Here is a 24,678-nt window from a genome sequence, read left to right as displayed (position 1 = left end):
AAGAGAATCGATGTGAAAGTACTGACTGTATTTGGTACACGACCGGAGGCCATTAAGATGGCGCCTCTGGTCCATGCGCTGGAAAAAGATCCTCATTTCGAGGCCAAAGTATGCGTTACTGCGCAGCATCGGGAGATGCTTGATCAGGTATTAACTCTTTTTTCTATTGTGCCTGATTACGATCTCAACATTATGCAGCCGGGACAGGGGTTGACGGAAATTACCTGCCGAATTCTGGAGGGATTAAAGCCGATCCTGGCAGATTTTAAACCTGATGTGGTGCTGGTTCATGGCGATACCACCACTACGATTGCTACCAGCCTGGCGGCTTTCTATCAACGAATTCCGGTAGGGCACGTAGAAGCCGGGTTGCGAACCGGCGATCTCTATTCCCCCTGGCCGGAAGAGGCAAACCGCACGCTGACCGGACATCTGGCGATGTACCACTTTGCGCCGACGGAAAACTCGCGGCAGAATCTGTTGCGGGAGAACATTCCGGATGAGCGCATTTTTGTCACTGGCAATACCGTTATTGACGCGCTGATCTGGGTACGCGATCGCGTTCTGACGAGCGATACATTACAGGCTGAACTGGCCGAGCAGTATCCTTTCCTCAACGCGAATAAGAAGATGATTTTGGTGACCGGTCATCGGCGTGAAAGCTTTGGTCAGGGCTTTGAGCATATCTGCCAGGCGCTGGCGGAAATCGCCGCCGCGAACCAGAATGTGCAAATTGTCTATCCGGTGCATCTCAATCCCAACGTCAGCGAACCTGTCAACCGTATCCTCGGCCATGTTGAAAACGTGGTACTGATTGAGCCGCAGGACTACTTACCTTTTGTCTGGCTGATGAATCACGCCTGGCTCATTCTGACCGATTCCGGCGGTATTCAGGAAGAAGCGCCGTCATTAGGTAAGCCGGTATTGGTCATGCGTGAAACCACAGAGCGTCCGGAAGCCATTACCGCTGGTACGGTAAGACTGATCGGCACGGACTCCCGGCGCATTGTGGCGGAAGTTATGCGTCTGCTGCACGACGAAAATGAATATCAAACCATGAGCCGCGCCCATAATCCTTATGGTGACGGGCAATCATGCGCGCGCATTTTACAGGCGTTAAAAAGTTATCGGGTATCGTTATGAGTTTTACGACCATTTCTGTTATTGGGCTGGGGTATATCGGATTACCGACTGCGGCCGCTTTTGCTTCCCGCCAGAAGCAGGTTATCGGCGTGGATATCAACCAACATGCGGTAGACACCATAAATCGCGGTGAAATTCACATCGTGGAGCCGGCGTTGGGCAATGTGGTGAAGATGGCGGTGGAAGGCGGCTTTCTGCGTGCGACGACGACACCTGTCGAGGCCGATGCGTACCTGATTGCCGTGCCGACGCCATTCAAAGGCGATCACGACCCTGACATGGCCTATGTGGAAGCCGCGGCGAAATCCATTGCGCCGGTATTAAAAAAAGGGGCACTGGTGATTCTGGAATCAACATCGCCGGTCGGCGCAACGGAGCAAATGGCTGGCTGGCTGGCCGGGATGCGCCCGGATCTGACCTTTCCCCAGCAGGCGGGCGAGCAGGCCGACGTGAATATCGCCTATTGTCCGGAGCGTGTGCTGCCGGGTCAGGTGATGGTGGAACTCATTAAAAATGACCGCGTGATTGGCGGTATGACGCCAGTATGTTCGGCTCGCGCCAGCGCGCTGTACAAAATTTTCCTTGAGGGCGAATGCGTTGTCACCAACTCGCGCACCGCAGAGATGTGCAAGCTGACGGAAAATAGCTTCCGTGATGTGAATATCGCCTTTGCGAATGAATTGTCGCTGATTTGCGCCGAACAGGGGATTAACGTCTGGGAATTGATCCGTCTGGCGAACCGCCATCCGCGCGTCAATATTTTGCAGCCGGGCCCAGGCGTTGGCGGGCACTGCATTGCGGTCGATCCGTGGTTTATTGTGGCGCAAAATCCGCAGCAGGCGAGACTGATTCGCACCGCGCGTGAAGTGAACGACGGCAAACCGCACTGGGTGGTCGATCAGGTAAAAGCCGCGGTCGCAGATTGCCTGGCGGCCACCGATAAACGCGCCAGCGAAGTGAAAATCGCCTGTTTTGGGCTGGCCTTTAAGCCGAATATCGACGATCTGCGCGAAAGCCCGGCGATGGGGATCGCGCAAAGTATCGCCCGCTGGCACAGCGGCGAAACCCTGGTCGTCGAACCGAATATCCGTCAGTTGCCGAAAAAATTGGACGGACTTTGCACGCTGGCGAAACTGGACGCGGCGCTGACCGCCGCCGATGTGCTGGTGATGCTGGTCGATCACGACGAATTTAAAGCGATTCCCGGCGATGCGGTTCATCAACGTTATGTGGTTGATACCAAAGGAGTCTGGCGCTGATGAAACGCATTCTGGTGACCGGAGGCGCAGGCTTTATCGGATCTGCGGTGGTGCGGCATATCATCCATGAAACGGCAGACGCGGTGGTGGTGGTGGATAAACTCACCTATGCGGGCAACCTGATGTCTCTGGCGTCGGTGGCGCAAAGCGACCGTTTCGCCTTTGAGAAGGTGGATATCTGCGATCGGGCATCACTGGAGCGAGTTTTCCAGCAGTATCAGCCCGATAGCGTGATGCACCTGGCGGCGGAAAGCCATGTAGACCGTTCCATCGACGGCCCGGCGGCGTTTATTGAAACGAATATCGTTGGTACTTACACCTTGCTGGAAGCCGCTCGCGCTTACTGGTCCGCGCTTGACGCGGACGCTAAAGCGGCGTTCCGCTTCCACCATATCTCCACCGATGAAGTGTATGGCGATCTGCATACTGCAGACGATTTCTTCACCGAAACCACGCCATATGCGCCAAGCAGCCCTTATTCCGCCTCCAAAGCCAGCAGCGACCATCTGGTACGCGCCTGGTTACGTACCTACGGTCTGCCTACGCTTGTCACCAACTGCTCTAATAACTACGGGCCCTACCATTTCCCGGAAAAACTGATCCCGCTGATGATTCTGAACGCGCTGGCGGGTAAACCATTGCCGGTCTATGGCAACGGTCAGCAAATTCGCGACTGGCTGTATGTAGAGGATCATGCCCGTGCGTTGTATCACGTGGTGACGAACGGCGCGGTGGGCGAAACGTATAATATCGGCGGTCATAACGAACGTAAAAATCTGGATGTGGTCAGGACGATCTGCGCTCTGCTGGAAGAACTGGCCCCACAAAAACCGCAGGGTGTGGCGAATTATCACGATCTGATTACCTTCGTCGACGATCGACCCGGCCATGACTTACGTTATGCCATCGACGCGTCGAAAATCGCCCGCGAGCTGGGCTGGACGCCGCAGGAAACCTTCGAAAGCGGGATGCGAAAAACCGTTCAGTGGTATCTCGCCAATGAGGCCTGGTGGAAACCCGTGCAGGATGGCAGTTATCAGGGCGAACGCTTAGGACTGAAACGCTAAACGGCAGGTTCTTACTCCTGGAGGAGAAACGAATGAAAGGCATCATTCTGGCGGGAGGTTCCGGTACCCGGTTGCATCCCATTACGCGCGGCGTATCAAAGCGCCAGGGCTTCAAAATTGCCTGTCTGGAGGAGATTGCCTGGCGCAACGGCTGGCTGGATGATGATGGTTTGAAACGCGCCGCCAGTCAGCTTGAAAAAACCGGCTATGGCCAATATTTACTGGAGTTGCTCCGTGCCCGTCCGCGCCAGTATTGAACCGTTACTCTGGGAAAATACGTTTTTTGGCGTGAATAGCGGCATTGTGCGTATCGATGCCTCAGCGCCCGAATTAACGCCAGAAGCGCTGCAGGCGTGGCAACGCGTGCAGGTAAAAGTGCCGGCTGAAAACATCGCCTGGCTGTCGGCGTTGCAATCGCTGGGATTCTCTTTGGTTGAAGGCGAGGTGGATTTTGCGTTGCCGGTAAAAGGGCATCGCGACCAGCATGGCGCGGAAATTGCACACCTTACGGACATTCCTGCTTTGCGTCAGTTGGCCGGAGAGGCGTTTACGCAGAGTCGTTTTCGCGCGCCGTGGTATGCGCCCGACGCCAGCGCCCGTTTTTACGCCCAGTGGATTGAGAATGCGGTACGCGGCACGTTTGATCACCAATGCCTGGTGCTTCGCACGGAGACAGGCGCTATCCGCGGTTACGTCTCGCTGCGGGAATTGAATGATACCGACGCGCGCATTGGCCTGTTGGCCGGACGCGGCGCGGGAGCGGAACTTATGCAGGCGGCGATCTGTTGGGCGCAGAGTCGCGGCAAAGCAACATTGCGGGTGGCGACCCAGTTGGGCAACACCGCCGCGCTTAAACGTTACATACAAAGCGGTGCCAACATCGAAAGCACTGCGTACTGGTTATACAGGTGACAACATGATTCCTTTTAATGCGCCGCCGGTGGTGGGAACCGAACTCGAATACATGCAGTCTGCAATGAGCAGCGGCAAACTGTGTGGCGACGGCGGCTTTACGCGTCGTTGCCAGCAGTGGCTGGAGCAACATTTCGGCAGCGCGAAGGTGTTGCTAACGCCTTCCTGTACCGCATCGCTGGAGATGGCGGCTCTGTTGTTGGATATTCAGCCCGGCGATGAAGTGATCATGCCGAGCTTTACGTTTGTCTCCACTGCTAACGCTTTTGTCCTGCGCGGCGCGAAAATTGTGTTTGTCGATATTCGTCCGGATACGATGAATATTGACGAAACGCTGATTGAGGCGGCGATTACTGATAAAACCCGCGCTATCGTGCCGGTACACTACGCTGGCGTCGCTTGTGAAATGGACGTCATCATGGCGCTGGCGGATAAGTATAATCTGTTCGTTGTCGAGGATGCCGCCCAGGGTGTGATGTCCACGTACAAAGGGCGCGCATTAGGGACGATCGGTCACATCGGCTGTTTTAGCTTCCATGAAACCAAAAATTACACCGCTGGCGGCGAAGGCGGCGCGACGCTGATCAACGATCGTACGCTAATTGAACGCGCGGAGATCATCCGCGAAAAAGGCACCAACCGTAGCCAGTTCTTCCGTGGTCAGGTGGACAAATACACCTGGCGGGATATCGGCTCCAGTTATTTGATGTCCGATCTGCAGGCTGCCTATCTGTGGGCGCAACTGGAGGCCGCCGATCGTATCAATCAACAGCGTCTGTCGCTGTGGCAGACTTACTACGATGCGTTAACGCCGCTGGCGCGCGCCGGGCGTATCGAGCTGCCTTCTATTCCGGAAAACTGCGGGCATAATGCCCACATGTTTTACATCAAACTGCGGGATATCGCCGATCGCAGCGCGCTGATTAATTTCCTGAAAGAGGCGGAAATCATGGCGGTATTCCATTACATTCCGCTGCATGATTGTCCGGCGGGCGATAAATTCGGCGAGTTTATCGGGGACGATGTCTACACCACAAAAGAGAGCGAACGTTTGTTGCGTCTGCCGCTGTTTTATAACCTTGCGCCCGTCGATCAACGAACGGTGATTACTACCTTGCTAAATTATTTCTCCTGATATGTCGCTTGCTAAAGCCTCCCTGTGGACGGCGGTCAGTACGCTGGTAAAAATTGGCGCCGGACTGCTGGTGGTGAAACTACTGGCCGTCTCTTTTGGTCCGTCGGGCGTCGGACAAGCGGGTAACTTCCGCCAGATGATTACCGTGCTGGGCGTATTGGCTGGCGCCGGGATATTTAACGGCGTTACCAAACTTGTCGCACAACATCATGATAACCCGGCGCAGTTACGTACCGTGGTGGGAACCTCCTCCGCGATGGTATTGGGGTTCTCTACGCTGCTGGCGCTGGTCTTCTTGCTGGCGGCGGCGCCGATTAGCCAGGGATTGTTCGGTCACACGGACTATCAAGGGCTGGTGCGTCTGGTTGCGCTGGTACAAATGGGGATCGCCTGGGCGAACCTGCTGCTGGCGCTAATGAAGGGCTTTCGTGACGCGTCGGGTAATGCCTTATCGTTAATTGTCGGCAGCTTTTTGGGCGTCGCCGCTTGGTATCTCTGCTACCGTGTCGGCGGCTATGAAGGTGCTCTGCTTGGTCTGGCGCTGGTGCCGGCGCTGGTAGTAGTACCAGCCGGTATGATACTGATTAAGCGCGGCACCGTCCCGCTACGCTATCTCAAGCCCTCCTGGGACAATGGTCTGGCAGGGCAGCTCAGTAAATTTACCCTGATGGCGCTGATTACCTCCGTTACGATGCCGGTCGCCTATGTGATGATGCGAAACCAACTGGCCGCGCACTATAGCTGGAGCGATGTCGGGATCTGGCAGGGCGTAAGCAGTATTTCTGACGCCTATCTGCAATTTATCACCGCCTCCTTCAGCGTTTACCTGTTACCCACGCTCTCACGCCTGACGGAAAAACAGGACATTACGCGTGAAGTGGTAAAAGCGCTGAAATTTGTTTTACCAGCGGTTGCGGCGGCGAGTTTTACCGTCTGGCTACTGCGCGATTTTGCTATCTGGCTGCTTTTTTCCGCCAAATTCACCGCGATGCGCGATCTGTTCGCCTGGCAGTTAGTGGGCGACGTGCTGAAAGTTGGCGCCTATGTTTTCGGTTATCTGGTGATTGCCAAAGCGTCGTTGCGATTTTACATTCTGGCCGAAATTAGCCAGTTCATTCTGTTAACGGCGTTCGCTCACTGGCTGATTCCCGCTCACGGCGCGCTGGGTGCGGCACAGGCTTATATGGTCACCTATATTGTCTATTTTTCACTTTGTTGCGGCGTATTTTTACTCTGGCGTAGGCGAGCATGACTGTACTGATTCACGTCCTGGGATCGGATATCCCTCACCATAACCACACCGTGCTGCGGTTTTTCAATGATACGCTGGCCGCCACAAGCGAGCACGCGCGCGAATTTATGGTTGCCGGTGAAGATAACGGCTTCACGGAAAGCTGCCCGGCGCTCTCGCTTCGTTTTTATGGCAGTAAGAAAGCGCTGGCGCAGGCGGTCATCGCCAAAGCGAAAGCAAATCGTCGACAGAGATTCTTCTTTCACGGTCAGTTCAACACCAGCCTGTGGCTGGCGCTGTTAAGCGGCGGTATTAAGCCAGCTCAGTTTTACTGGCATATCTGGGGCGCGGATCTCTACGAAGTGTCCAACGGGCTGAAATTCCGCCTTTTCTACCCGCTTCGTCGTATCGCGCAGGGGCGAGTAGGGTGCGTATTCGCGACGCGCGGCGATCTCAGCTATTTTGCGCGCCAGCATCCGAACGTACGCGGCGAGTTGCTCTATTTCCCGACGCGCATGGATCCTTCCCTGAATGCTATGGCAAAAGAGTGCCAACGTGCGGGGAAATTGACCATTTTAGTAGGGAACTCCGGCGATCGCAGTAACCAACATATTGCGGCGTTACGGGCGGTGTATCAGCAGTTTGGCGATACGGTAAACGTGGTGGTGCCGATGGGCTATCCGGCCAATAACCAGGCCTATATTGATGAGGTTCGCCAGGCCGGCCTGGCGCTATTTAGCGCCGAAAATCTACAAATTCTTAGCGAAAAAATGGAATTTGATGCCTATCTTGCGCTTTTGCGCCAGTGCGACCTCGGTTATTTTATTTTTGCCCGCCAACAGGGGATCGGGACGTTGTGTCTGCTAATTCAGGCCGATATCCCGTGCGTACTGAACCGCGACAATCCTTTCTGGCAGGATATGGCGGAACAGCATCTGCCCGTCCTGTTTACCACGGACGATCTTAATGAGCAGGTCGTGCGCGAGGCGCAGCGTCAGCTCGCATCGGTAGATAAAAGCGGCATCACCTTCTTTAGCCCCAACTACCTGCAGCCGTGGCATAATGCGTTGAGAATCGCCGCAGGAGAAGCCGAATGAGTTTAATGCAATTCAGCGGGCTGCTGGTGGTCTGGCTGCTCTCTACGCTGTTTATCGCCACGCTGACCTGGTTTGAATTCCGCCGCGTGCGTTTTAACTTCAACGTTTTCTTTTCGTTGCTGTTTTTGTTGACCTTCTTTTTTGGTTTTCCGCTAACCAGCGTGCTGGTATTTCGTTTCGACGTTGGCGTCGCGCCGCCGGAAATCTTATTGCAGGCTCTATTATCCGCCGCCTGTTTCTACGGCGTGTATTACGTGACCTATAAAACGCGTTTACGCAAACGCGTTGTGGATGTACCACGCAAGCCGCTATTTACCATGAACCGGGTGGAAACCCACCTTACCTGGGTGATCCTGATGGGCATCGCGCTGGTGAGCGTGGCGATTTTCTTTATGCATAACGGCTTTTTGCTGTTCCGGCTGCACTCCTACAGCCAGATATTTTCCAGCGAAGTCTCCGGCGTGGCGTTAAAACGGTTCTTCTATTTCTTCATTCCGGCGATGCTGGTGGTCTATTTCCTGCGCCAGGACAGCAAAGCGTGGCTGTTCTTTCTGGTGAGCACCGTCGCGTTTGGTCTGTTGACCTACATGATTGTCGGCGGCACGCGCGCTAACATCATTATTGCGTTTGCTATCTTCCTGTTTATCGGCATTATTCGGGGCTGGATCAGCCTGTGGATGCTGGCGGCGGCGGGCGTGCTGGGGATTGTCGGTATGTTCTGGCTGGCGCTCAAACGCTACGGATTAAATGTGAGCGGCGATGAGGCGTTCTATACGTTTCTTTATCTGACGCGCGATACCTTTTCGCCGTGGGAGAATCTGGCGCTGCTGTTGCAAAATTACCACAATATCGATTTTCAGGGGCTGGCCCCTATCGTGCGTGATTTCTACGTCTTTATTCCCACCTGGTTATGGCCGGGACGACCCAGTATTGTGCTGAACTCTGCGAATTACTTCACCTGGGAAGTCCTGAACAACCATTCTGGCCTGGCGATATCGCCAACGCTTATCGGATCGCTGGTGGTCATGGGCGGGGCGCTGTTTATTCCGCTCGGCGCGATCGTCGTCGGGCTGATTATCAAATGGTTCGACTGGCTGTATGAACTGGGTAACCGGGAGCCCAATCGCTATAAGGCGGCGATTCTGCACAGTTTCTGCTTTGGCGCCATCTTTAATATGATTGTGCTGGCGCGAGAAGGGCTGGATTCGTTTGTTTCGCGCGTGGTTTTCTTCCTGGTGGTTTTTGGCGCCAGCCTGCTGGTCGCTAAGCTTCTGTTCTGGTTATTTGATAGCGCCGGGCTGATTCATAAACGTACAACTTCGCTCCCTCAGGCACAGGTGGAAGGAAAACTATGACCAATAATGCCGCTGCGCCCCTTTACTCGCTGCGTGGATTACCTCTGATTGGCTGGCGCGACATGTCACACGCGCTGAATTATCTGTTTGCCGATGGTCAACTGAAGCAAGGCACGTTGGTGGCGATCAACGCCGAAAAGCTGCTGACGGCGGAAGATAATCCGGAAGTCCGCGCGTTGATAGCGGCGGCGGAATTTAAATATGCCGATGGCATCAGCGTGGTGCGTTCAATACGTAAAAAATTTCCGCAGGCGCAGGTTTCTCGCGTGGCTGGCGCCGACCTTTGGGAAGCGTTAATGGCGCGCGCGGGGAAAGAAGGCACACCGGTATTTCTTGTCGGCGGCAAGCCTGAGGTGCTGGCGCAGACGGAAGCAAAACTGCGGACGCAGTGGAACGTCAATATTGTGGGTAGCCAGGACGGTTACTTTACGCCGGAGCAGCGTCAGGCGCTATTTGCGCGTATCCATGCCAGCGGCGCGAAAATTGTCACCGTCGCGATGGGATCGCCAAAACAGGAATTACTCATGCGCGATTGTCGGGAAGTGCATCCCCATGCGCTATATATGGGGGTGGGCGGTACCTATGATGTGTTTACCGGTCACGTCAAACGCGCCCCAAAAATATGGCAGAACCTGGGGCTGGAGTGGTTGTATCGTCTGCTTTCTCAACCGAGGCGTATTACCCGCCAGATGCGCCTGCTGCGCTATCTTCGCTGGCACTATACTGGCGATCTCTAATTCTCCCTTCTGATGACTTGAGCAGCGGATTGTGCTTATGGTGCTGCTCATTTACAACATAATCGATGATTTCTTACACAATAAGTGCATTTTTTTAATGCTCCATTTGCCATTTGTCCAAATTTAAGAAAATATTCGCAACAATCGATGTACCCATAACAATAACCGGTACTACCGGAACCGTTGCAAACACGACATGAGGATTTATGGCAGAGAAAAAACCGGAGCTACAGCGTGGGCTGGAAGCTCGTCATATTGAATTGATTGCCCTCGGGGGCACCATCGGCGTCGGACTCTTTATGGGCGCCGCCAGTACGCTGAAATGGGCGGGCCCGTCAGTGCTGCTGGCGTATATCATCGCCGGATTGTTCGTCTTTTTCATCATGCGTTCGATGGGGGAGATGCTCTTTCTGGAACCTGTTACCGGCTCCTTTGCCGTGTACGCCCACCGGTATATGAGTCCTTTTTTTGGCTATCTTACCGCCTGGTCATACTGGTTTATGTGGATGGCGGTCGGGATCTCGGAAATTACCGCCATTGGGGTCTACGTCCAGTTCTGGTTTCCGGAGATGGCGCAGTGGATACCGGCGCTGATTGCCGTCGGACTTGTTGCGTTGGCGAATTTGGCTGCGGTGCGCCTGTATGGTGAAATCGAGTTCTGGTTTGCGATGATCAAAGTCACCACGATTATTGTGATGATCATCATCGGTCTGGGGGTGATTTTCTTCGGCTTTGGTAACGGCGGCCAGGCGATTGGCTTTGGTAATCTGACCGAGCATGGCGGCTTTTTTGCCGGCGGCTGGAAAGGCTTTCTGACCGCATTATGTATCGTGGTGGCCTCTTATCAAGGGGTTGAGTTGATCGGTATTACCGCCGGTGAAGCGAAGAATCCACAGGTGACGTTGCGTAGCGCGGTGGGTAAGGTGCTGTGGCGTATCCTGATTTTTTATGTTGGCGCGATTTTCGTGATCGTCACCATTTTCCCGTGGAATGAGATTGGCAGCAACGGCAGTCCCTTTGTGCTCACCTTCGCGAAAATCGGCATCACCGCCGCGGCAGGCATTATCAACTTTGTCGTGCTGACGGCGGCGCTCTCCGGCTGTAACAGCGGAATGTATAGCTGTGGGCGTATGCTTTACGCGCTGGCGAAAAACCGTCAACTGCCGGCGGCAGTCGCGAAAGTCTCTCGCCACGGCGTGCCGGTCGCGGGCGTGGCGCTCTCTATTTTGATTTTGCTGGTAGGTTCTTGCCTGAACTACATCATCCCCAATCCGCAGCGCGTCTTTGTTTACGTTTATAGCGCCAGCGTACTGCCGGGGATGGTGCCGTGGTTTGTCATTCTGATTAGCCAACTGCGCTTTCGTCGGGCGCATAAAGAAGCGATTGCGGATCATCCTTTTCGTTCCATTATGTTTCCGTGGGCGAACTATTTGACGATGGCGTTTCTGGTTTGCGTTTTAATCGGCATGTACTTTAATGAAGATACGCGCATGTCGCTGTTTGTCGGCGTCATCTTCCTGCTGGCCGTCACGCTGGTCTACAAAGTTTTCGGTCTGAATCGTCACGGAACCGCCCACAAGGTGGGGGAATAAGCGCCAAAATGCGCAAAGCATAACCAAACGCGCATTTTATTTAAAAAGGCACTGGACAGCGGGGTGTGAAGTCCGTATTATCCACCCCCGCAACGGCGCTAAGCGCCCGTAGCTCAGCTGGATAGAGCGCTGCCCTCCGGAGGCAGAGGTCTCAGGTTCGAATCCTGTCGGGCGTACCATTTATTTAGGTGCTTGAGCTGCGGTGGTTTAATACCGCGTAAAAAGTTTCAGTGGTGGCTATAGCTCAGTTGGTAGAGCCCTGGATTGTGATTCCAGTTGTCGTGGGTTCGAATCCCATTAGCCACCCCATTAATATAGAGTTGTGAAACGCGAAGGTGGCGGAATTGGTAGACGCGCTAGCTTCAGGTGTTAGTGTCCTTACGGACGTGGGGGTTCAAGTCCCCCCCCTCGCACCACGACTCAATGAATTGAACTAAAAATTCAAAAAAGCAGTATATCGGCGAGTAGCGCAGCTTGGTAGCGCAACTGGTTTGGGACCAGTGGGTCGGAGGTTCGAATCCTCTCTCGCCGACCAATTTTGAACCCCGCTTCGGCGGGGTTTTTTGTTTTCTGTTCATTTTCAACCCCTTATCCCGCACGTGTTGCCATTATGGTTTATTGGCGATATCCCAGTCTTCATTTGTCGCTATTCGGTGACGAATAATCTATTGATTTATAATCACTTTGTAAAAAGCATCCTGTTCTGTCTCCGCCGGGCGACACGCTAAAACCTCGCCAGCGGTGGGGGGATGACAATCGCGTGAATTGTCTACGTTTTTTTAATGCCTGCGCCTGTTTTTTAGCGGTGCAAAGATGGCACGTTATGTGCAATAATGTACGGGTAGATGCTCATTCCATCTCTTATGTTCGCCTTCTGGCCTCATAAACTCAGGAATGATGCAGAGCCGTTTACGGTGCTTATCGTCCACTGACAGATGTCGCTTACGCCTCATCAAACACCCTGGACACAACGTTGAGTGAAGCACCCCTTTATGTTGTCATACAGACCTGTTTTGACGCCTGCCCCTTAACCGGGCAGGCGTTTTTTTATGCATCCCGAATGATTTTGTGTAGGCGGTAGGCCCGGTAAGCGAAGCGCCACCGGGCAAGAGGGAATTACTGCGGGGGATTGTTCTGTAATGTCAGCATCAAGCCATCGCGCCGCATGGCGGCGGCCTCTTCCGGTTGATGCAGTCGATCAAGCGCATCGGCAAGCCAGGCATAATCATACGCGTCCGGGCGTTGTTTTAGCGCGGCGCGGAAAGCCAGGGTTGCCTCCTGCCATTCACCGTGTTTCATTAGCGACTGGCCGAGCGTGCTCCATAACAGCGGGCGATCGCCTACCGTCTTGATTTGCTGACGCAGCACTTTCTCCAGTTGTTCCGGATTATTGGTTCTGAGGCGAGGAATGGGCAGCACCAGCCGATCGTCATACTGGCGTTTCAGACCGTCGATGATAATCTGCTGCGCCATATCATGATCGTCACATTCGATCAGATGCTCGGCCATCGCGACCTGCAGCGCCACCTGATGGCGGGTTTTACGGCTTTGGTTTTTCCACCAGGTGCGTAATCCTTCGCTGCCCTGCTCGGCGCGCGCCTGATCCATGAGTCCTATCCACGCCTGTTGTTCGAGCATGGCGCGATGCGCTTCATCGCCGACGTGCGCTTTCGCCATGGATGGGATGATATCCAGTAAAGAACTCCATGCGCTGGTGCGAATATAGGCCTGCTCCGCCAGACGCAGAACTTCCGGGTGACGCGGCGTGACCTCCAGCAGTTTGTCCACGCCGTGACGCGCTGCGTGATTTTCATTGCGCGCCAGCTGTAAGCGCACGCGCGTGATCTCGACCGGGATGGTGTCGTTCCCCGCCAGCTCTGCCGCACGTTCAAGGTGCTGATTAGCGCGTGCTTCATCGCCGCGCTGCTGCGCCGCTTCTGCCGCCAGCAGATAATTTACCACCGGTTGTTCAGCATGGTCGGCATTTTTTGACATCAGCTTTTCAACCTGCTGATAGTCGCCCTCCGCCAGCTTCAGCAGCGCCTGTTCGGTCTGCTTGCGGGCGCGACGGCGTTTACGACCGGCAAACCAACCGCGGGTGTGCGCGCCGGTACGAAACAGACGGCGTAGTAACCACTCAATGGCGAATAGCACCACCATAGCGACGATGAGAATGATCGCCAGGCCGGTGACGCTGGTTTCAATGTTGTAGTTATCGGTCTGGATTAACACATAGCCCTGGTGACCGGCTATCATCGGGCCGACCACGATACCCGCAAGCAACAACACAAAGAGCAATAATACTTTTAGCATCATTATTCTCCTTGCGGCGCGGCTGCCGGAGCGTCTGTCTGCGTGGCAGGCGCTGCCGTAGAGACTGTCGGTTGCGCCAGCAGATTACGCACGCGGGTTTGCATCAGTTTTTCAAGAATCGCCTGGCTTCCCAGAGTTTCCGGCAGATCCATCGTGATATTTTGCTGGCTTAATTTATCGACCTCCTCCAGGAAGGCTTTTGTCGCGGCGTCGTCAGTATCGTAATAAGCGCGAACCCAGGTCGAAACGTTATCCAGCGCCTGACGGTATGTTTCTTCCTGATGGCGTGGCACGGCCTGCGCGGCGACTAACAGGCGGGAGCGAATATTTTCGCGTAAATAGACGTCCTGGTTGGGCGCCAACAGCGGTACGGCGGTATCATCGCGGCGGCGAATGGTAATAAAGCTGTCCATAAAGTTCTGCCAGCTTTTTTGCAGGTTAACGCGCCATTCGCTTAGCGAGCTGGACAGCTCGCTGCTGTCTGAATCCATCGGCGAACCATCGGTATCGTTATCCGCCAGACGCAGGTTATCGATTTGGTTAGAGAGCTGATTGAGCTTGAGAATAATGCCGTCGTAGTCGATCTGCGCAACGGATGACAGGCTGGCGATATCGTCAGTAATCGCGCGTCGTGCGGTAATCAGGCTGGGGTCATTCATGTCCGCCAGACTGGCGTCAGCGCTTTTGAGCAGCGCAGCGGCGGTAGTGACGTCCTGATCGCTCCACAGTTTACGTCCGGCGAGTTTCACCAGGAAATCAGCCTGCGCCAGCAGCCAGGTTTTAGCATCGCTGCCGGAAATGGTGGCGACTTTTTGTTGTACTTCATCAAGCTGTTTCGCCAGCGCCGCCTGTTGGCGATTCGCGTCATCTAACTGCGCCGCTTGTTTTTTGATAATCCCTTCCAGCTCCGCTTTTTGGCTCTCCTGCGCCTTTTGCAAGGCGGTCAGTTGCGTCGCCAGCGCATCGCTGGTTTCCGTTTGCGCGGTTGCTTGCTGTTTCCCCCAGCCATAAAGCCCAATACCTGCCGCCAGGGCAATCGCAATCGCCACCGCGCTTAATACCAGCGCGGCGCCGTTCTTACTTTTTTTCTCGGTATTAACTGGCTGTGGCGTGGTTTCCACGCTCTCCCTGGTCTCATCAACCACGGCGGAGGATTTTTCTTGTTCCGTCATTATGGCATCCCATTATGAGAGTTATTGTAATGCGCGCAACAGCGCATCGTTGTCGGCGTTATCAGCGACCTTAATATCTTGCCAGCCCAGCTCCCGGGCGAGGTGCGCCAGACGTTCACTGACGACCAATAGCCGACAGCGTAGTAACCAGTGCTCACGATACCACTCGGGAGTCAGCGACCAGAGCCGTTGCAACATCTCGCCGCTGGTAACAACAAGCGTTGTTACGCCGCGAGTATGCCAGCGCATCGCTTCTTCCGCGCCATCGTAATGTTTCGCACATCGTTGATAACATTCACAAAAACTGACTTCGGCTCCGCGAGCTGTCAGGGTTTCGCCCAGCAGTTCGCGGCCGCCATTGCCACGCAAAATCAGCGCGCGTTTGCCCGCAATATTTTGTAATTCAGGTAATTGTAGCAAGGCTTCGCTGATTTCCCGATCCAATGGATAACGAATATCGAACCCGCTAACGGTATGAAGGGCGAGCGCCGTGGTGCGGCCAATCGCGAAATAGCGCGGCGACGCAGGCCAGTTTCGGCCATCCCGCTGGAGCTGGGCGTGAGCAAAGGCGACGGCGTGCTGTGAAAGGGCAAAAACCAGATCGTTTTCCGTCAGTGTCGCCAGGCGGTCGGCCAGGGTGGGTAGCTCCCGGCCGGCGACAAATTCAATCAGTGGAAAACTCCAGGCCACCTGCCCCAGTGCGCGCAGACGGCTCACTAACGCTTCCCCTGCGGGAGAGGGGCGGGTGATCAGAATACTCATGCGGGCGTCTCGCCGTTATAAACTTCCGTCAGAATCGCGCGTGCGCCGTTTTCCAGCAGTTCCTCTGCAAGCGAGATGCCCATTTGCTCCGCCTGCTCGGGAGAACCACGACGTTCGCCGCGCACCATCACCGAACCGTCCGGCGCGCCAACCAGCGCGCGTAGCCAAATTTCACCGTTGATGATTTCTGCATAGCTGCCAATCGGCACCTGACAACCGCCTTCCAGGCGGGTGTTCATAGCGCGTTCCGCCGTTACGCGCAGCGCGGTTTGCGAGTGATTCAACGGTGCGAGCAGCGCCTGTGTTCGCGCGTCGTCAAGACGACACTCAATCCCGACGGCGCCCTGGCCTACGGCAGGAAGTGAAACGTCGGGCGGCAAGGCTGTGCGAATGCGCGACTCCAGACCTAAGCGTTTCAGACCGGCCACGGCCAGGATAATGGCGTCATAATCGCCGTTGTCCAGCTTGCCGAGACGTGTGCCAACGTTGCCACGCAACGAACGGATAATGAGGTCCGGACGGCGTTCCGCCAGTTGACACTGACGACGCAAACTGGACGTCCCGACGATACTACCCGCGGGCAGATCGTCCAGACTGTGATATTTATTCGAGACAAACGCGTCGCGCGGATCTTCGCGCTCGCAAATGGTCACCAGACCGAGACCGTCCGGGAAGGCCACCGGAACGTCTTTCATAGAGTGCACGGCGATATCAGCGCGTTTTTCCAGCAGCGCGATTTCAAGCTCTTTAACAAACAGTCCCTTACCGCCCACTTTCGCCAGGGGAGTATCGAGAATCACGTCGCCGCGTGTGACCATCGGCACCAGTTCTACCGTCAGTCCCGGATGGGTTGCCATCAATGCGTCTTTGACATAATGTGCCTGCCAAAGCGCAAGGGGACTTTGGCGTGTGGCAATTCTTAAAACATTGTCTAACATGCTTGTTACCGTCATTATCAATCATTGACCATCCTAACATCCTTATAGAGAGTATGTTAGTTTTCCGGTCACCGTGAGTGAGAGGATAAGGCGCAGTGTCGTCAAGGACAGTGAATAATGACGAGAAACCGCCAGCCCGTATTTAAGAATTTACACGCAGCGAACGGTGCTACACTTGTATGTAGCGCATCTTTCTTTACGGTCAATGAGCAAGGTGTTAAATTGATCACGTTTTAGACCATTTTTTCGTCGGTATTAGATAAAAATATGCAGGCGAGAAAGGGTAACGGTTATTTTTGACATACGGTTTATCCCGAATGGCGACGGTCAAGTACTGACCTGCACCATGACGGGTAGCAACATCAGGCGATACGTCTTGTACCTCTATATTGAGACTCTGAAACAGAGACTGGATGCCATAAATCAACTGCGTGTGGATCGCGCGCTTGCTGCCATGGGACCCGCTTTTCAGCAGGTTTACAGTCTTCTGCCGACATTATTGCACTATCACCATCCACTGATGCCGGGTTACCTTGATGGTAACGTTCCCAGCGGTATTTGCTTCTACACGCCTGATGAAACCCAACGCCACTATCTGAACGAACTTGAGCTGTACCGCGGTATGACGCCGCAGGACCCGCCGAAGGGCGAGCTGCCGATTACCGGCGTTTACACCATGGGCAGCACCTCCTCGGTTGGGCAGAGCTGCTCGTCCGACCTGGATATCTGGGTGTGCCATCAGTCCTGGCTCGACGGTGAAGAGCGTCAGTTGCTGCAACGTAAGTGTAGCCTGCTGGAAAGCTGGGCCGCCTCGCTTGGCGTTGAGGTGAGCTTCTTCCTGATCGACGAGAACCGTTTCCGCCATAACGAAAGCGGCAGTCTGGGCGGGGAAGACTGTGGTTCTACGCAGCATATCCTGTTGCTTGATGAGTTTTATCGTACCGCTGTGCGCCTGGCCGGGAAACGTATCCTGTGGAGTATGGTGCCGTGCGACGAAGAAGAGCATTACGACGACTATGTCATGACGCTCTACGCGCAGGGCGTATTAACGCCAAACGAATGGCTGGATCTGGGGGGCTTAAGCTCGCTCTCCGCCGAAGAGTACTTTGGCGCCAGCCTGTGGCAGCTATACAAGAGCATTGACTCGCCGTACAAAGCGGTGCTGAAAACGCTGCTGCTGGAAGCCTATTCATGGGAATATCCTAACCCACGTCTGCTGGCGAAAGATATTAAACAACGTCTGCATGACGGTGAAATCGTATCGTTTGGACTCGATCCCTACTGCATGATGCTGGAACGGGTCACTGAATACCTGACGGCGATTGAAGATCCGACGCGGCTGGATTTAGTCCGCCGCTGCTTTTACCTGAAAGTGTGCGAGAAATTAAGTCGCGAGCGTGCCTGCGTAGGCTGGCGTCGGGAAGTATTAAGCCAGTTAGTCAGCGAGTGGGGATGGGACGACGCGCGTCTGACCATGCTCGATAATCGCGCAAACTGGAAAATCGATCAGGTGCGCGAAGCCCACAACGAATTGCTCGACGCCATGATGCAAAGCTATCGTAATCTGATTCGCTTTGCGCGGCGCAACAACCTCAGCGTGAGTGCCAGCCCGCAGGATATCGGCGTACTGACGCGTAAGCTGTACGCTGCTTTTGAAGCGTTGCCGGGTAAAGTCACGCTGGTGAACCCGCAGATATCGCCGGATCTGTCCGAGCCGAATTTAACCTTTATCCATGTGCCGCCGGGACGCGCCAACCGTTCAGGCTGGTATCTCTACAACCGCGCGCCGAACATGGATTCCATCATCAGCCATCAGCCGCTGGAATATAACCGTTATCTTAATAAGCTGGTCGCGTGGGCGTGGTTCAACGGCCTGCTGACGTCGCGAACGCATCTGTTTATTAAGGGCAACGGTATTGTCGACCTGCCTAAGTTGCAGGAGATGGTCGCCGATGTTTCGCACCATTTCCCGCTGCGCTTGCCTGCTCCGACGCCGAAAGCGCTCTACAGCCCCTGTGAAATTCGCCATCTGGCGATTATCGTTAACCTCGAATATGACCCGACGGCGGCGTTTCGCAATAAAGTGGTCCATTTTGACTTCCGTAAGCTGGATGTTTTCAGCTTTGGCGAAGAGCAAAACTGTCTGATAGGCAGTATCGACTTGTTATATCGCAACTCGTGGAACGAAGTGCGTACTCTGCACTTTAACGGCGAGCAGGCGATGATCGAAGCGCTGAAAACGATTCTGGGGAAAATGCACCAGGATGCCGCGCCGCCGGATAGCGTGGAGGTGTTCTGCTACAGTCAGCATCTTCGCGGTCTGATTCGCACCCGCGTGCAGCAACTGGTCTCCGAATGTATCGAGCTACGTCTTTCCAGCACCCGTCAGGAGACCGGTCGCTTCAAGGCGCTGCGGGTTTCCGGGCAGACGTGGGGACTATTCTTCGAACGCTTGAATGTCTCGGTGCAGAAGCTGGAGAACGCTATCGAATTCTACGGCGCGATTTCGCATAACAAGCTGCACGGGCTGTCGGTACAGGTGGAAACCAACCAGGTGAAATTGCCGTCAGTGGTGGATGGCTTCGCCAGCGAAGGGATTATCCAGTTCTTCTTTGAAGAAACGGGCGATGAGAAAGGCTTTAATATTTATATTCTGGATGAAAGTAACCGGGCGGAAGTGTATCACCACTGCGAAGGTAGCAAGGAAGAACTGGTGCGCGACGTCAGTCGCTTCTATTCATCATCGCACGATCGCTTCACGTATGGCTCCAGTTTTATCAACTTTAACCTGCCGCAGTTCTACCAGATAGTGAAAACCGATGGCCGCGCGCAGGTGATCCCATTCCGTACGCAGCCTATCAACACCGTGCCGCCAGCAAACCAGGATCATGACGCGCCGCTATTGCAGCAGTATTTTTCCTGAGGATTTTTGCCCGGTGGCGGCTACGCCTTACCGGGTCTACAGTAAGCCGGATAAGCAAAGCGCATCCGGCAAATAAATCAACGAAAGCTCACCTTTTCACCCGCCTGCTGCGTTGCCGCCTGCTCCAGCAGATCCCAGAACGTTTCGCCGCTGCGATCGCAAACCCACTCGTCGCCTTTCAGATCGAAATGATAGCCGCCCTGTTTGGTCGCCAGCCACACCTGGTGCAACGGCTCCTGACGGTTAATAATGATCTTACTGCCGTTCTCAAAGCTGAGGGTCAGCACGCCGCCGTTGATTTCGCAGTCGATATCGCTGTCGCCGTCCCAGTTATCGAGGCGTTCTTCAATGGTGAGCCACAGGGCGTCAGCCAGGCGATGAAATTCACTGTCGTTCATTGTTTTATCCCGCTATTGAGTGATATCGCCAGTATAAGGGGAAGCGTCAGCTTCTGGAACCGATACGAATTACCGTTGTGAGCGGTAAAGGATAAAACTCAGCGGTAGGTAAATGACGATAAATAGCGCACTGGTGATAAGTATGACGGACGCGTTAACCGGGAAATGGTTCAGAGCCGACAGCATTGCCACCATCAGCGCGACGCAGCCGCCGCAGAGGAGAAAATGCAACAGGATTAAGGGGGCGCGCGGCTTTGCTTTGATATCCAAAAGAGCGCTAAGCAGACCGAGTACCGCGCTTATCGTCAGGACTCCGGCAGCTTCAACACCGTTTATCGTGCCGTGCATAACGCTTTCAACAATGACGTAAATGCATGAACCGATCCCCACGCCCCGAAGGGCGTTTTTCAGATGTTTATTCAAACGCGCAAAACGGTTTAGCGGCGTCATTTTTGGCATTCCTGCGCCTGCGTTATGATGATGATATCTTTATTATTGGTGTACATGACGTTCCTATTCAGAGTATGCGACTTATCCGGGCAGGGGGATGCTGTTCGGTAAAGCTGGCTGCCAATCCACGTATAAACATAGCGGTTGTCATACGCAAAACGCTCGGTGACTTTTAGCGGCCCATTGATGCTAAAGACATGAATACCCTGACCTTGCTGGCTATCACGCATAAAATAGCCATGCTCTTTTCCGGCGTTAATTTCCCGGTTCAGGAAGGGGGCTGGGCTATCCAGTTCCAGCCCTGATTTGCCGGGTTAATCAATGAATTGGGTAACCGACGCAGGCGTTTGAAATTCACCTCCGGCAACGAAAGATTGTTCTCCTCTTCTGGCTGGAGATAAACCACGCCGCTGCCTTGCCGTTGATAAACATTGTGCGGAGATTCACTCAGCCGGCATCCCCAGGCGGGAGGTAGCAGAAGTGAAAGCGAAAAAAGGCAAAACAAATTACGATATTGCATAAGGTCATCCGGACGTGGTACGTAAACCTAAAGTGATGAGCAAAGCATGTTTCCTGATGTAAATGCGCAATAATCATGGCAACGCGCCGCTTTTCAGATTTTATAAAGAGCCCCTAAACGCTTGCTTTTACGCCTTCTCCTGCGATGATAGAAAATAGAAAGCATGAACTTACAGGCAATCCATAATGAAAAACGTGTTTAAGACACTCGCTGTACTTCTGACTCTGTTCAGCCTGACGGGCTGCGGTTTGAAAGGGCCGCTTTATTTCCCGCCAGCCGATAAAAATGCGCCGCCGCCGACGAAAAAAGTCGATTCGCAAACGCAGTCCACGATGCCCGATAAGAACGATCGCGCAACGGGAGATGGCCCGTCCCAGGTCAATTACTGAGGATAGTTTTCTGTCCCCGCGTGAACGGAGTGAATGATGCAATTCTCTAAAATGCATGGCCTTGGCAACGATTTTATGGTCGTCGACGCGGTAACGCAGAATGTCTTTTTTTCGCCGGAACTGATTCGTCGGCTATCCGACAGACACCTGGGCGTAGGGTTCGATCAGCTGCTGGTGGTTGAGCCGCCCTATGATCCTGAGTTGGACTTTCATTACCGCATCTTCAACGCCGACGGCAGTGAAGTCTCGCAGTGCGGCAATGGCGCGCGCTGTTTCGCGCGATTTGTTCGCCTGAAAGGGCTAACCAATAAACGCGACATTCGGGTCAGTACCGCGAATGGCCGGATGGTACTGAGCGTCACGGAAGATGAACTGGTGCGGGTGAATATGGGGGAGCCAAACTTTGAACCCGCGCAGGTGCCTTTTCGCGCCAACAAAGCGGAAAAGACGTATATTATGCGAGCGGCGGAACAGACCATACTGTGCGGCGTGGTTTCAATGGGCAATCCGCACTGTGTCATTCAGGTTGATAACGTCGACACGGCGGCCGTTGAAACACTGGGGCCGGTTCTGGAAAGCCATGAGCGTTTTCCGGAACGCGCCAACATTGGTTTTATGCAGGTTGTAAGACGTGAGCATATCCGGCTGCGAGTCTATGAACGCGGCGCAGGGGAGACCCGCGCGTGCGGCAGCGGCGCGTGCGCTGCCGTTGCCGTGGGGATTCAGCAGGGGCTGCTGGCTGAAGAAGTACGCGTGGAATTACCGGGCGGTCGGCTGGATATCGCCTGGAAAGGTCCTGGTCATCCGTTATACATGACTGGTCCGGCGGCACATATCTACGACGGATTTATCCATTTATGAAGCAACCAGAGGAAGAACTACAGGAAACGCTCACGGAACTGGACGATCGAGCGGTCGTCGATTACCTGCGCCATCACCCTGAGTTTTTTATCCGTAACGCCCATGCCGTGGAAGCGATGCGTGTTCCACATCCCGTGCGGGGAACGGTTTCGCTCGTTGAGTGGCATATGGCCCGCGCGCGTAATCACATCAATGTGCTTGAAGAAAATATGACGCTGCTGATGGAACAGGCTCATGCCAATGAAAGCCTGTTTTATCGCTTGCTGCATCTGCAAAGCCGTCTGGTCGCCGCGGATAGTCTGGATGAGATGCTGGTGCGGTTTCACCGCTGGGCGCGCGATTTGGGGCTTGCCGGCGCGACGCTGCGTTTGTTCCCGGATCGGTGGCGTCTTGGCGCGCCATCGCGCTATACGCATCTGGCTTTAAACCGTCAGGCCTTCGAGCCGCTGCGTATTCAACGACTGGGACAGTCGCAGCATTATCTTGGCCCGCTAAACGGCCCGGAACTGCTGGTGGTCTTGCCGGAGGCGAAGGCTGTAGGCTCGGTAGCTATGTCGATGATGGGCAGCGATGGCGACCTCGGGGTGATTCTCTTCAGCAGCCGTGACCCGCACCACTATCAGCCGGGGCAGGGGACGCAGCTTTTACAGGAGATCGCGCTGATGCTGCCGGAACTGCTGGAGCGCTGGATTAAACGCGTATGACGGATGTCGCGCTTTCTCAGGATGTCTCGCGGTTCCTGCGCTATTTAGGCGTGGAGCGCCAGCTTAGCCCCATTACCGTGCAGAACTACCAGCGTCAGCTTGATGCCATTATCGCTTTAGCCGGAGAAACCGGGCTGAAAAGCTGGCAACAATGTGACGCTGCGATTGTGCGCAGTTTTGCGGTGCGCAGTCGGCGTAAAGGGCTTGGCCCTGCCAGTCTGGCGCTACGTCTCTCGGCATTGCGAAGCTTTTTTGACTGGTTAGTCAGTCAGGGCGAATTGAAAGCTAACCCGGCGAAGGGCGTCTCCGCACCGAAAGCGCCGCGTCATCTGCCGAAAAATATTGATGTCGACGACGTTAACCGCCTGCTGGACATCGATCTTAACGATCCGCTCGCCGTACGTGACCGGGCGATGCTGGAGGTCATGTACGGCGCGGGGCTGCGTTTATCCGAACTGGTTGGCCTGGATATAAAGCACCTCGATCTTGATACCGGCGAAGTGTGGGTAATGGGTAAAGGCAGCAAAGAGCGACGCCTGCCGATTGGCCGTAACGCGGTGACGTGGATTGAGCACTGGCTGGATCTGCGCGGCCTGTTCGCCAGCGATGAAGAGGCGTTATTCCTGTCGAAGCTCGGCAAGCGTATCTCCGCGCGCAATGTCCAAAAACGGTTCGCCGAATGGGGCATAAAGCAGGGGCTAAACAGCCACGTGCATCCACATAAGCTGCGCCATTCGTTCGCGACCCATATGCTGGAATCGAGCGGCGATCTGCGCGGCGTGCAAGAGCTGCTGGGTCATGCCAACCTTTCCACCACCCAAATTTATACTCATCTTGATTTTCAACATCTTGCTTCAGTGTACGACGCGGCGCATCCGCGCGCTAAACGGGGGAAATAATGCGTTTTTACCGGCCTTTGGGGCGTATTGCCGCGCTCACCTTTGACCTGGATGATACCCTTTATGATAACCGTCCGGTGATTTTGCGTACTGAGCAGGAAGCGCTCGCTTTTATGCAAAATTATCACCCGTCGCTACGTTCGTTTCAAAACGTCGATTTACAGCGGATACGGCAGGCGGTGCGTGAAGCGGAGCCGGAAATCTATCATGACGTTACCCGCTGGCGCCATCGTGCGATAGAGCAGGCCATGCGGGATGCGGGATTATCGGCGCAGGAGGCCATTGCCGGCGCGAATGCGGCGATGATGCATTTTGCCAAATGGCGCAGCCAGATTGAGGTTCCGCAGGCTACCCATGAGACATTACAGCAGCTTGCGAAAAAATGGCCGCTGGTGGCGATCACTAACGGCAACGCCCAGCCGGAACTATTTGGTCTCGGCGATTACTTTAAGTTTGTACTGCGCGCCGGCCCGGATGGACGTTCCAAGCCGTTTAGCGACATGTATTTCCTGGCGGCGGAAAAGCTGCATGTGCCGATCGGCGAGATCCTGCATGTCGGCGACGATCTGACTACCGATGTGGCTGGCGCTATTCGCTGTGGGATGCAGGCCTGCTGGATTAAACCTGAAAATGCCGACCTGATGCGGACGCAGGACAGCCGTTTACTGCCGCATATCGAAATTTCGCGGTTGGCATCTCTCACCTCGCTGATATAATCACCAGTAGTTCTGTATAAATTCCCAGTTATTCTGGCGGATGGCGCTATGCTTATCCGCCCTACGATAAGTAGCCCCGGTAAGCGAAGCGCCACCGGGCGTTTT

The 24,678-nt window shown here is 54.6% G+C and carries 23 protein-coding genes, 4 tRNA genes and 2 pseudogenes; 21 read left to right on the top strand and 8 right to left on the bottom strand.

Annotated features, from left to right (window positions below; all coding sequences use genetic code 11):
• Window positions 1-12 precede the first annotated feature (12 nt).
• The 15 genes and pseudogenes from wecB (at window position 13) to J1G48_RS22170 (ending at window position 12,063) form a co-directional block, all read left to right on the top strand.
• Window positions 13-1,143, top strand: coding sequence for a UDP-N-acetylglucosamine 2-epimerase (non-hydrolyzing) (wecB, locus tag J1G48_RS22240; protein ID WP_000866685.1), 1,131 nt, complete (start codon window positions 13-15; stop codon window positions 1,141-1,143).
• Window positions 1,140-2,402: a UDP-N-acetyl-D-mannosamine dehydrogenase gene (wecC, locus tag J1G48_RS22235; protein ID WP_000011238.1), complete on the top strand. Its 1,263-nt coding sequence runs from the start codon at window positions 1,140-1,142 to the stop codon at window positions 2,400-2,402. Before wecB ends, wecC begins: the two co-directional genes overlap by 4 nt.
• Window positions 2,402-3,469 (top strand): dTDP-glucose 4,6-dehydratase, encoded by a 1,068-nt coding sequence (gene rffG, locus J1G48_RS22230; RefSeq protein WP_000822143.1) that lies wholly within the window; start codon window positions 2,402-2,404, stop codon window positions 3,467-3,469. Before wecC ends, rffG begins: the two co-directional genes overlap by 1 nt.
• A 98-nt stretch (window positions 3,470-3,567) precedes the next feature.
• Window positions 3,568-3,726, top strand: a pseudogene (locus J1G48_RS22225) (glucose-1-phosphate thymidylyltransferase); the annotation flags it as partial.
• Window positions 3,704-4,381 carry a dTDP-4-amino-4,6-dideoxy-D-galactose acyltransferase gene (gene rffC, locus J1G48_RS22220; protein ID WP_001145156.1) on the top strand — a complete coding sequence of 226 codons (678 nt, stop codon included), beginning with the start codon at window positions 3,704-3,706 and terminating at the stop codon, window positions 4,379-4,381. The pseudogene J1G48_RS22225 and the gene rffC, both read left to right, overlap by 23 nt.
• A gap of 4 nt (window positions 4,382-4,385) precedes the next feature.
• Window positions 4,386-5,516, top strand: coding sequence for a dTDP-4-amino-4,6-dideoxygalactose transaminase (gene rffA / locus J1G48_RS22215; RefSeq protein WP_000612080.1), 1,131 nt, complete (start codon window positions 4,386-4,388; stop codon window positions 5,514-5,516).
• Window position 5,517: 1 nt separating this feature from the next.
• A complete protein-coding gene (wzxE, locus tag J1G48_RS22210) occupies window positions 5,518-6,768 on the top strand; it encodes a lipid III flippase WzxE (protein ID WP_000050305.1) in 1,251 nt (416 codons plus the stop codon).
• The gene (locus J1G48_RS22205) at window positions 6,765-7,844 is read left to right on the top strand and encodes a TDP-N-acetylfucosamine:lipid II N-acetylfucosaminyltransferase (RefSeq protein WP_000217198.1); all 1,080 of its coding nucleotides are present in this window, start codon (window positions 6,765-6,767) and stop codon (window positions 7,842-7,844) included. Before wzxE ends, J1G48_RS22205 begins: the two co-directional genes overlap by 4 nt.
• A complete protein-coding gene (gene wzyE / locus J1G48_RS22200; RefSeq protein ID WP_000055605.1) occupies window positions 7,841-9,199 on the top strand; it encodes an ECA oligosaccharide polymerase in 1,359 nt (452 codons plus the stop codon). Before J1G48_RS22205 ends, wzyE begins: the two co-directional genes overlap by 4 nt.
• Window positions 9,196-9,936 carry a lipopolysaccharide N-acetylmannosaminouronosyltransferase gene (wecG, locus tag J1G48_RS22195; RefSeq protein ID WP_000183621.1) on the top strand — a complete coding sequence of 247 codons (741 nt, stop codon included), beginning with the start codon at window positions 9,196-9,198 and terminating at the stop codon, window positions 9,934-9,936. The genes wzyE and wecG overlap by 4 nt, the downstream gene beginning before the upstream one ends.
• A gap of 206 nt (window positions 9,937-10,142) precedes the next feature.
• Entirely contained in the window at window positions 10,143-11,528 is a 1,386-nt protein-coding gene (locus J1G48_RS22190) for an amino acid permease (protein ID WP_000818378.1), read from the top strand.
• A gap of 102 nt (window positions 11,529-11,630) precedes the next feature.
• Window positions 11,631-11,707, top strand: a tRNA-Arg gene (locus tag J1G48_RS22185).
• 54 nt (window positions 11,708-11,761) lie between these two features.
• A tRNA-His gene (locus J1G48_RS22180) sits at window positions 11,762-11,837 on the top strand.
• 20 nt (window positions 11,838-11,857) lie between these two features.
• Window positions 11,858-11,944 (top strand) — tRNA-Leu (locus J1G48_RS22175).
• A gap of 42 nt (window positions 11,945-11,986) precedes the next feature.
• Window positions 11,987-12,063 (top strand) — tRNA-Pro (locus tag J1G48_RS22170).
• A gap of 581 nt (window positions 12,064-12,644) precedes the next feature.
• On the opposite strand, the gene hemY is transcribed toward J1G48_RS22170, so the two are convergent.
• The 4 genes from hemY to hemC are packed head-to-tail and all read right to left on the bottom strand — an operon-like array spanning window position 12,645 to window position 16,713.
• Complete coding sequence (gene hemY, locus J1G48_RS22165) at window positions 12,645-13,841, bottom strand: protoheme IX biogenesis protein HemY (RefSeq protein ID WP_001546072.1); 1,197 nt, start codon at window positions 13,839-13,841, stop codon at window positions 12,645-12,647.
• Between the two features lie 2 nt (window positions 13,842-13,843).
• Window positions 13,844-15,013 (bottom strand): uroporphyrinogen-III C-methyltransferase, encoded by a 1,170-nt coding sequence (hemX, locus tag J1G48_RS22160; RefSeq protein ID WP_000138962.1) that lies wholly within the window; start codon window positions 15,011-15,013, stop codon window positions 13,844-13,846.
• Window positions 15,014-15,034: 21 nt separating this feature from the next.
• Window positions 15,035-15,775: a uroporphyrinogen-III synthase gene (gene hemD / locus J1G48_RS22155; protein ID WP_000025494.1), complete on the bottom strand. Its 741-nt coding sequence runs from the start codon at window positions 15,773-15,775 to the stop codon at window positions 15,035-15,037.
• Window positions 15,772-16,713 carry a hydroxymethylbilane synthase gene (hemC, locus tag J1G48_RS22150; RefSeq protein WP_001521319.1) on the bottom strand — a complete coding sequence of 314 codons (942 nt, stop codon included), beginning with the start codon at window positions 16,711-16,713 and terminating at the stop codon, window positions 15,772-15,774. The genes hemD and hemC overlap by 4 nt, the downstream gene beginning before the upstream one ends.
• Before the next feature lie 376 nt (window positions 16,714-17,089).
• On the opposite strand from hemC, the gene cyaA reads away from it, so the two are divergent.
• Window positions 17,090-19,636, top strand: a complete 2,547-nt coding sequence (cyaA, locus tag J1G48_RS22145) for a class I adenylate cyclase (protein WP_000281718.1) — start codon at window positions 17,090-17,092, stop codon at window positions 19,634-19,636.
• Window positions 19,637-19,713: 77 nt separating this feature from the next.
• On the opposite strand, the gene cyaY is transcribed toward cyaA, so the two are convergent.
• From cyaY to J1G48_RS22125, 4 genes and pseudogenes are all read right to left on the bottom strand, one after another.
• A complete protein-coding gene (cyaY, locus tag J1G48_RS22140) occupies window positions 19,714-20,034 on the bottom strand; it encodes an iron donor protein CyaY (RefSeq protein WP_000999925.1) in 321 nt (106 codons plus the stop codon).
• 69 nt (window positions 20,035-20,103) lie between these two features.
• Window positions 20,104-20,493: a DUF3021 family protein gene (locus tag J1G48_RS22135; protein WP_001125566.1), complete on the bottom strand. Its 390-nt coding sequence runs from the start codon at window positions 20,491-20,493 to the stop codon at window positions 20,104-20,106.
• Window positions 20,481-20,843, bottom strand: a pseudogene (locus tag J1G48_RS22130) (hypothetical protein); the annotation flags it as partial. The pseudogene J1G48_RS22130 and the gene J1G48_RS22135, both read right to left, overlap by 13 nt.
• On the bottom strand, window positions 20,753-21,004 hold the full coding sequence (locus J1G48_RS22125; protein WP_001594384.1) for a hypothetical protein: 252 nt from the start codon (window positions 21,002-21,004) through the stop codon (window positions 20,753-20,755). The gene J1G48_RS22125 and the pseudogene J1G48_RS22130, both read right to left, overlap by 91 nt.
• A 185-nt stretch (window positions 21,005-21,189) precedes the next feature.
• On the opposite strand from J1G48_RS22125, the gene J1G48_RS22120 reads away from it, so the two are divergent.
• The 5 genes from J1G48_RS22120 to yigB are packed head-to-tail and all read left to right on the top strand — an operon-like array spanning window position 21,190 to window position 24,573.
• A complete protein-coding gene (locus J1G48_RS22120; RefSeq protein ID WP_000799903.1) occupies window positions 21,190-21,393 on the top strand; it encodes a lipoprotein in 204 nt (67 codons plus the stop codon).
• A 36-nt stretch (window positions 21,394-21,429) separates the two neighbouring features.
• Complete coding sequence (gene dapF, locus J1G48_RS22115; RefSeq protein ID WP_001160671.1) at window positions 21,430-22,254, top strand: diaminopimelate epimerase; 825 nt, start codon at window positions 21,430-21,432, stop codon at window positions 22,252-22,254.
• Window positions 22,251-22,958 carry a DUF484 domain-containing protein gene (locus tag J1G48_RS22110; protein ID WP_000812763.1) on the top strand — a complete coding sequence of 236 codons (708 nt, stop codon included), beginning with the start codon at window positions 22,251-22,253 and terminating at the stop codon, window positions 22,956-22,958. Before dapF ends, J1G48_RS22110 begins: the two co-directional genes overlap by 4 nt.
• The gene (gene xerC, locus J1G48_RS22105; protein ID WP_000132878.1) at window positions 22,955-23,857 is read left to right on the top strand and encodes a tyrosine recombinase XerC; all 903 of its coding nucleotides are present in this window, start codon (window positions 22,955-22,957) and stop codon (window positions 23,855-23,857) included. The genes J1G48_RS22110 and xerC overlap by 4 nt, the downstream gene beginning before the upstream one ends.
• Window positions 23,857-24,573 carry a 5-amino-6-(5-phospho-D-ribitylamino)uracil phosphatase YigB gene (yigB, locus tag J1G48_RS22100; protein WP_001213560.1) on the top strand — a complete coding sequence of 239 codons (717 nt, stop codon included), beginning with the start codon at window positions 23,857-23,859 and terminating at the stop codon, window positions 24,571-24,573. The genes xerC and yigB overlap by 1 nt, the downstream gene beginning before the upstream one ends.
• Window positions 24,574-24,678 lie beyond the last annotated feature (105 nt).

This window comes from Salmonella sp. SAL-020 (assembly GCF_017372215.1).
GTDB lineage: Bacteria > Pseudomonadota > Gammaproteobacteria > Enterobacterales > Enterobacteriaceae > Salmonella > Salmonella enterica.
This window is presented reverse-complemented; position numbering and strand designations above follow the sequence as displayed.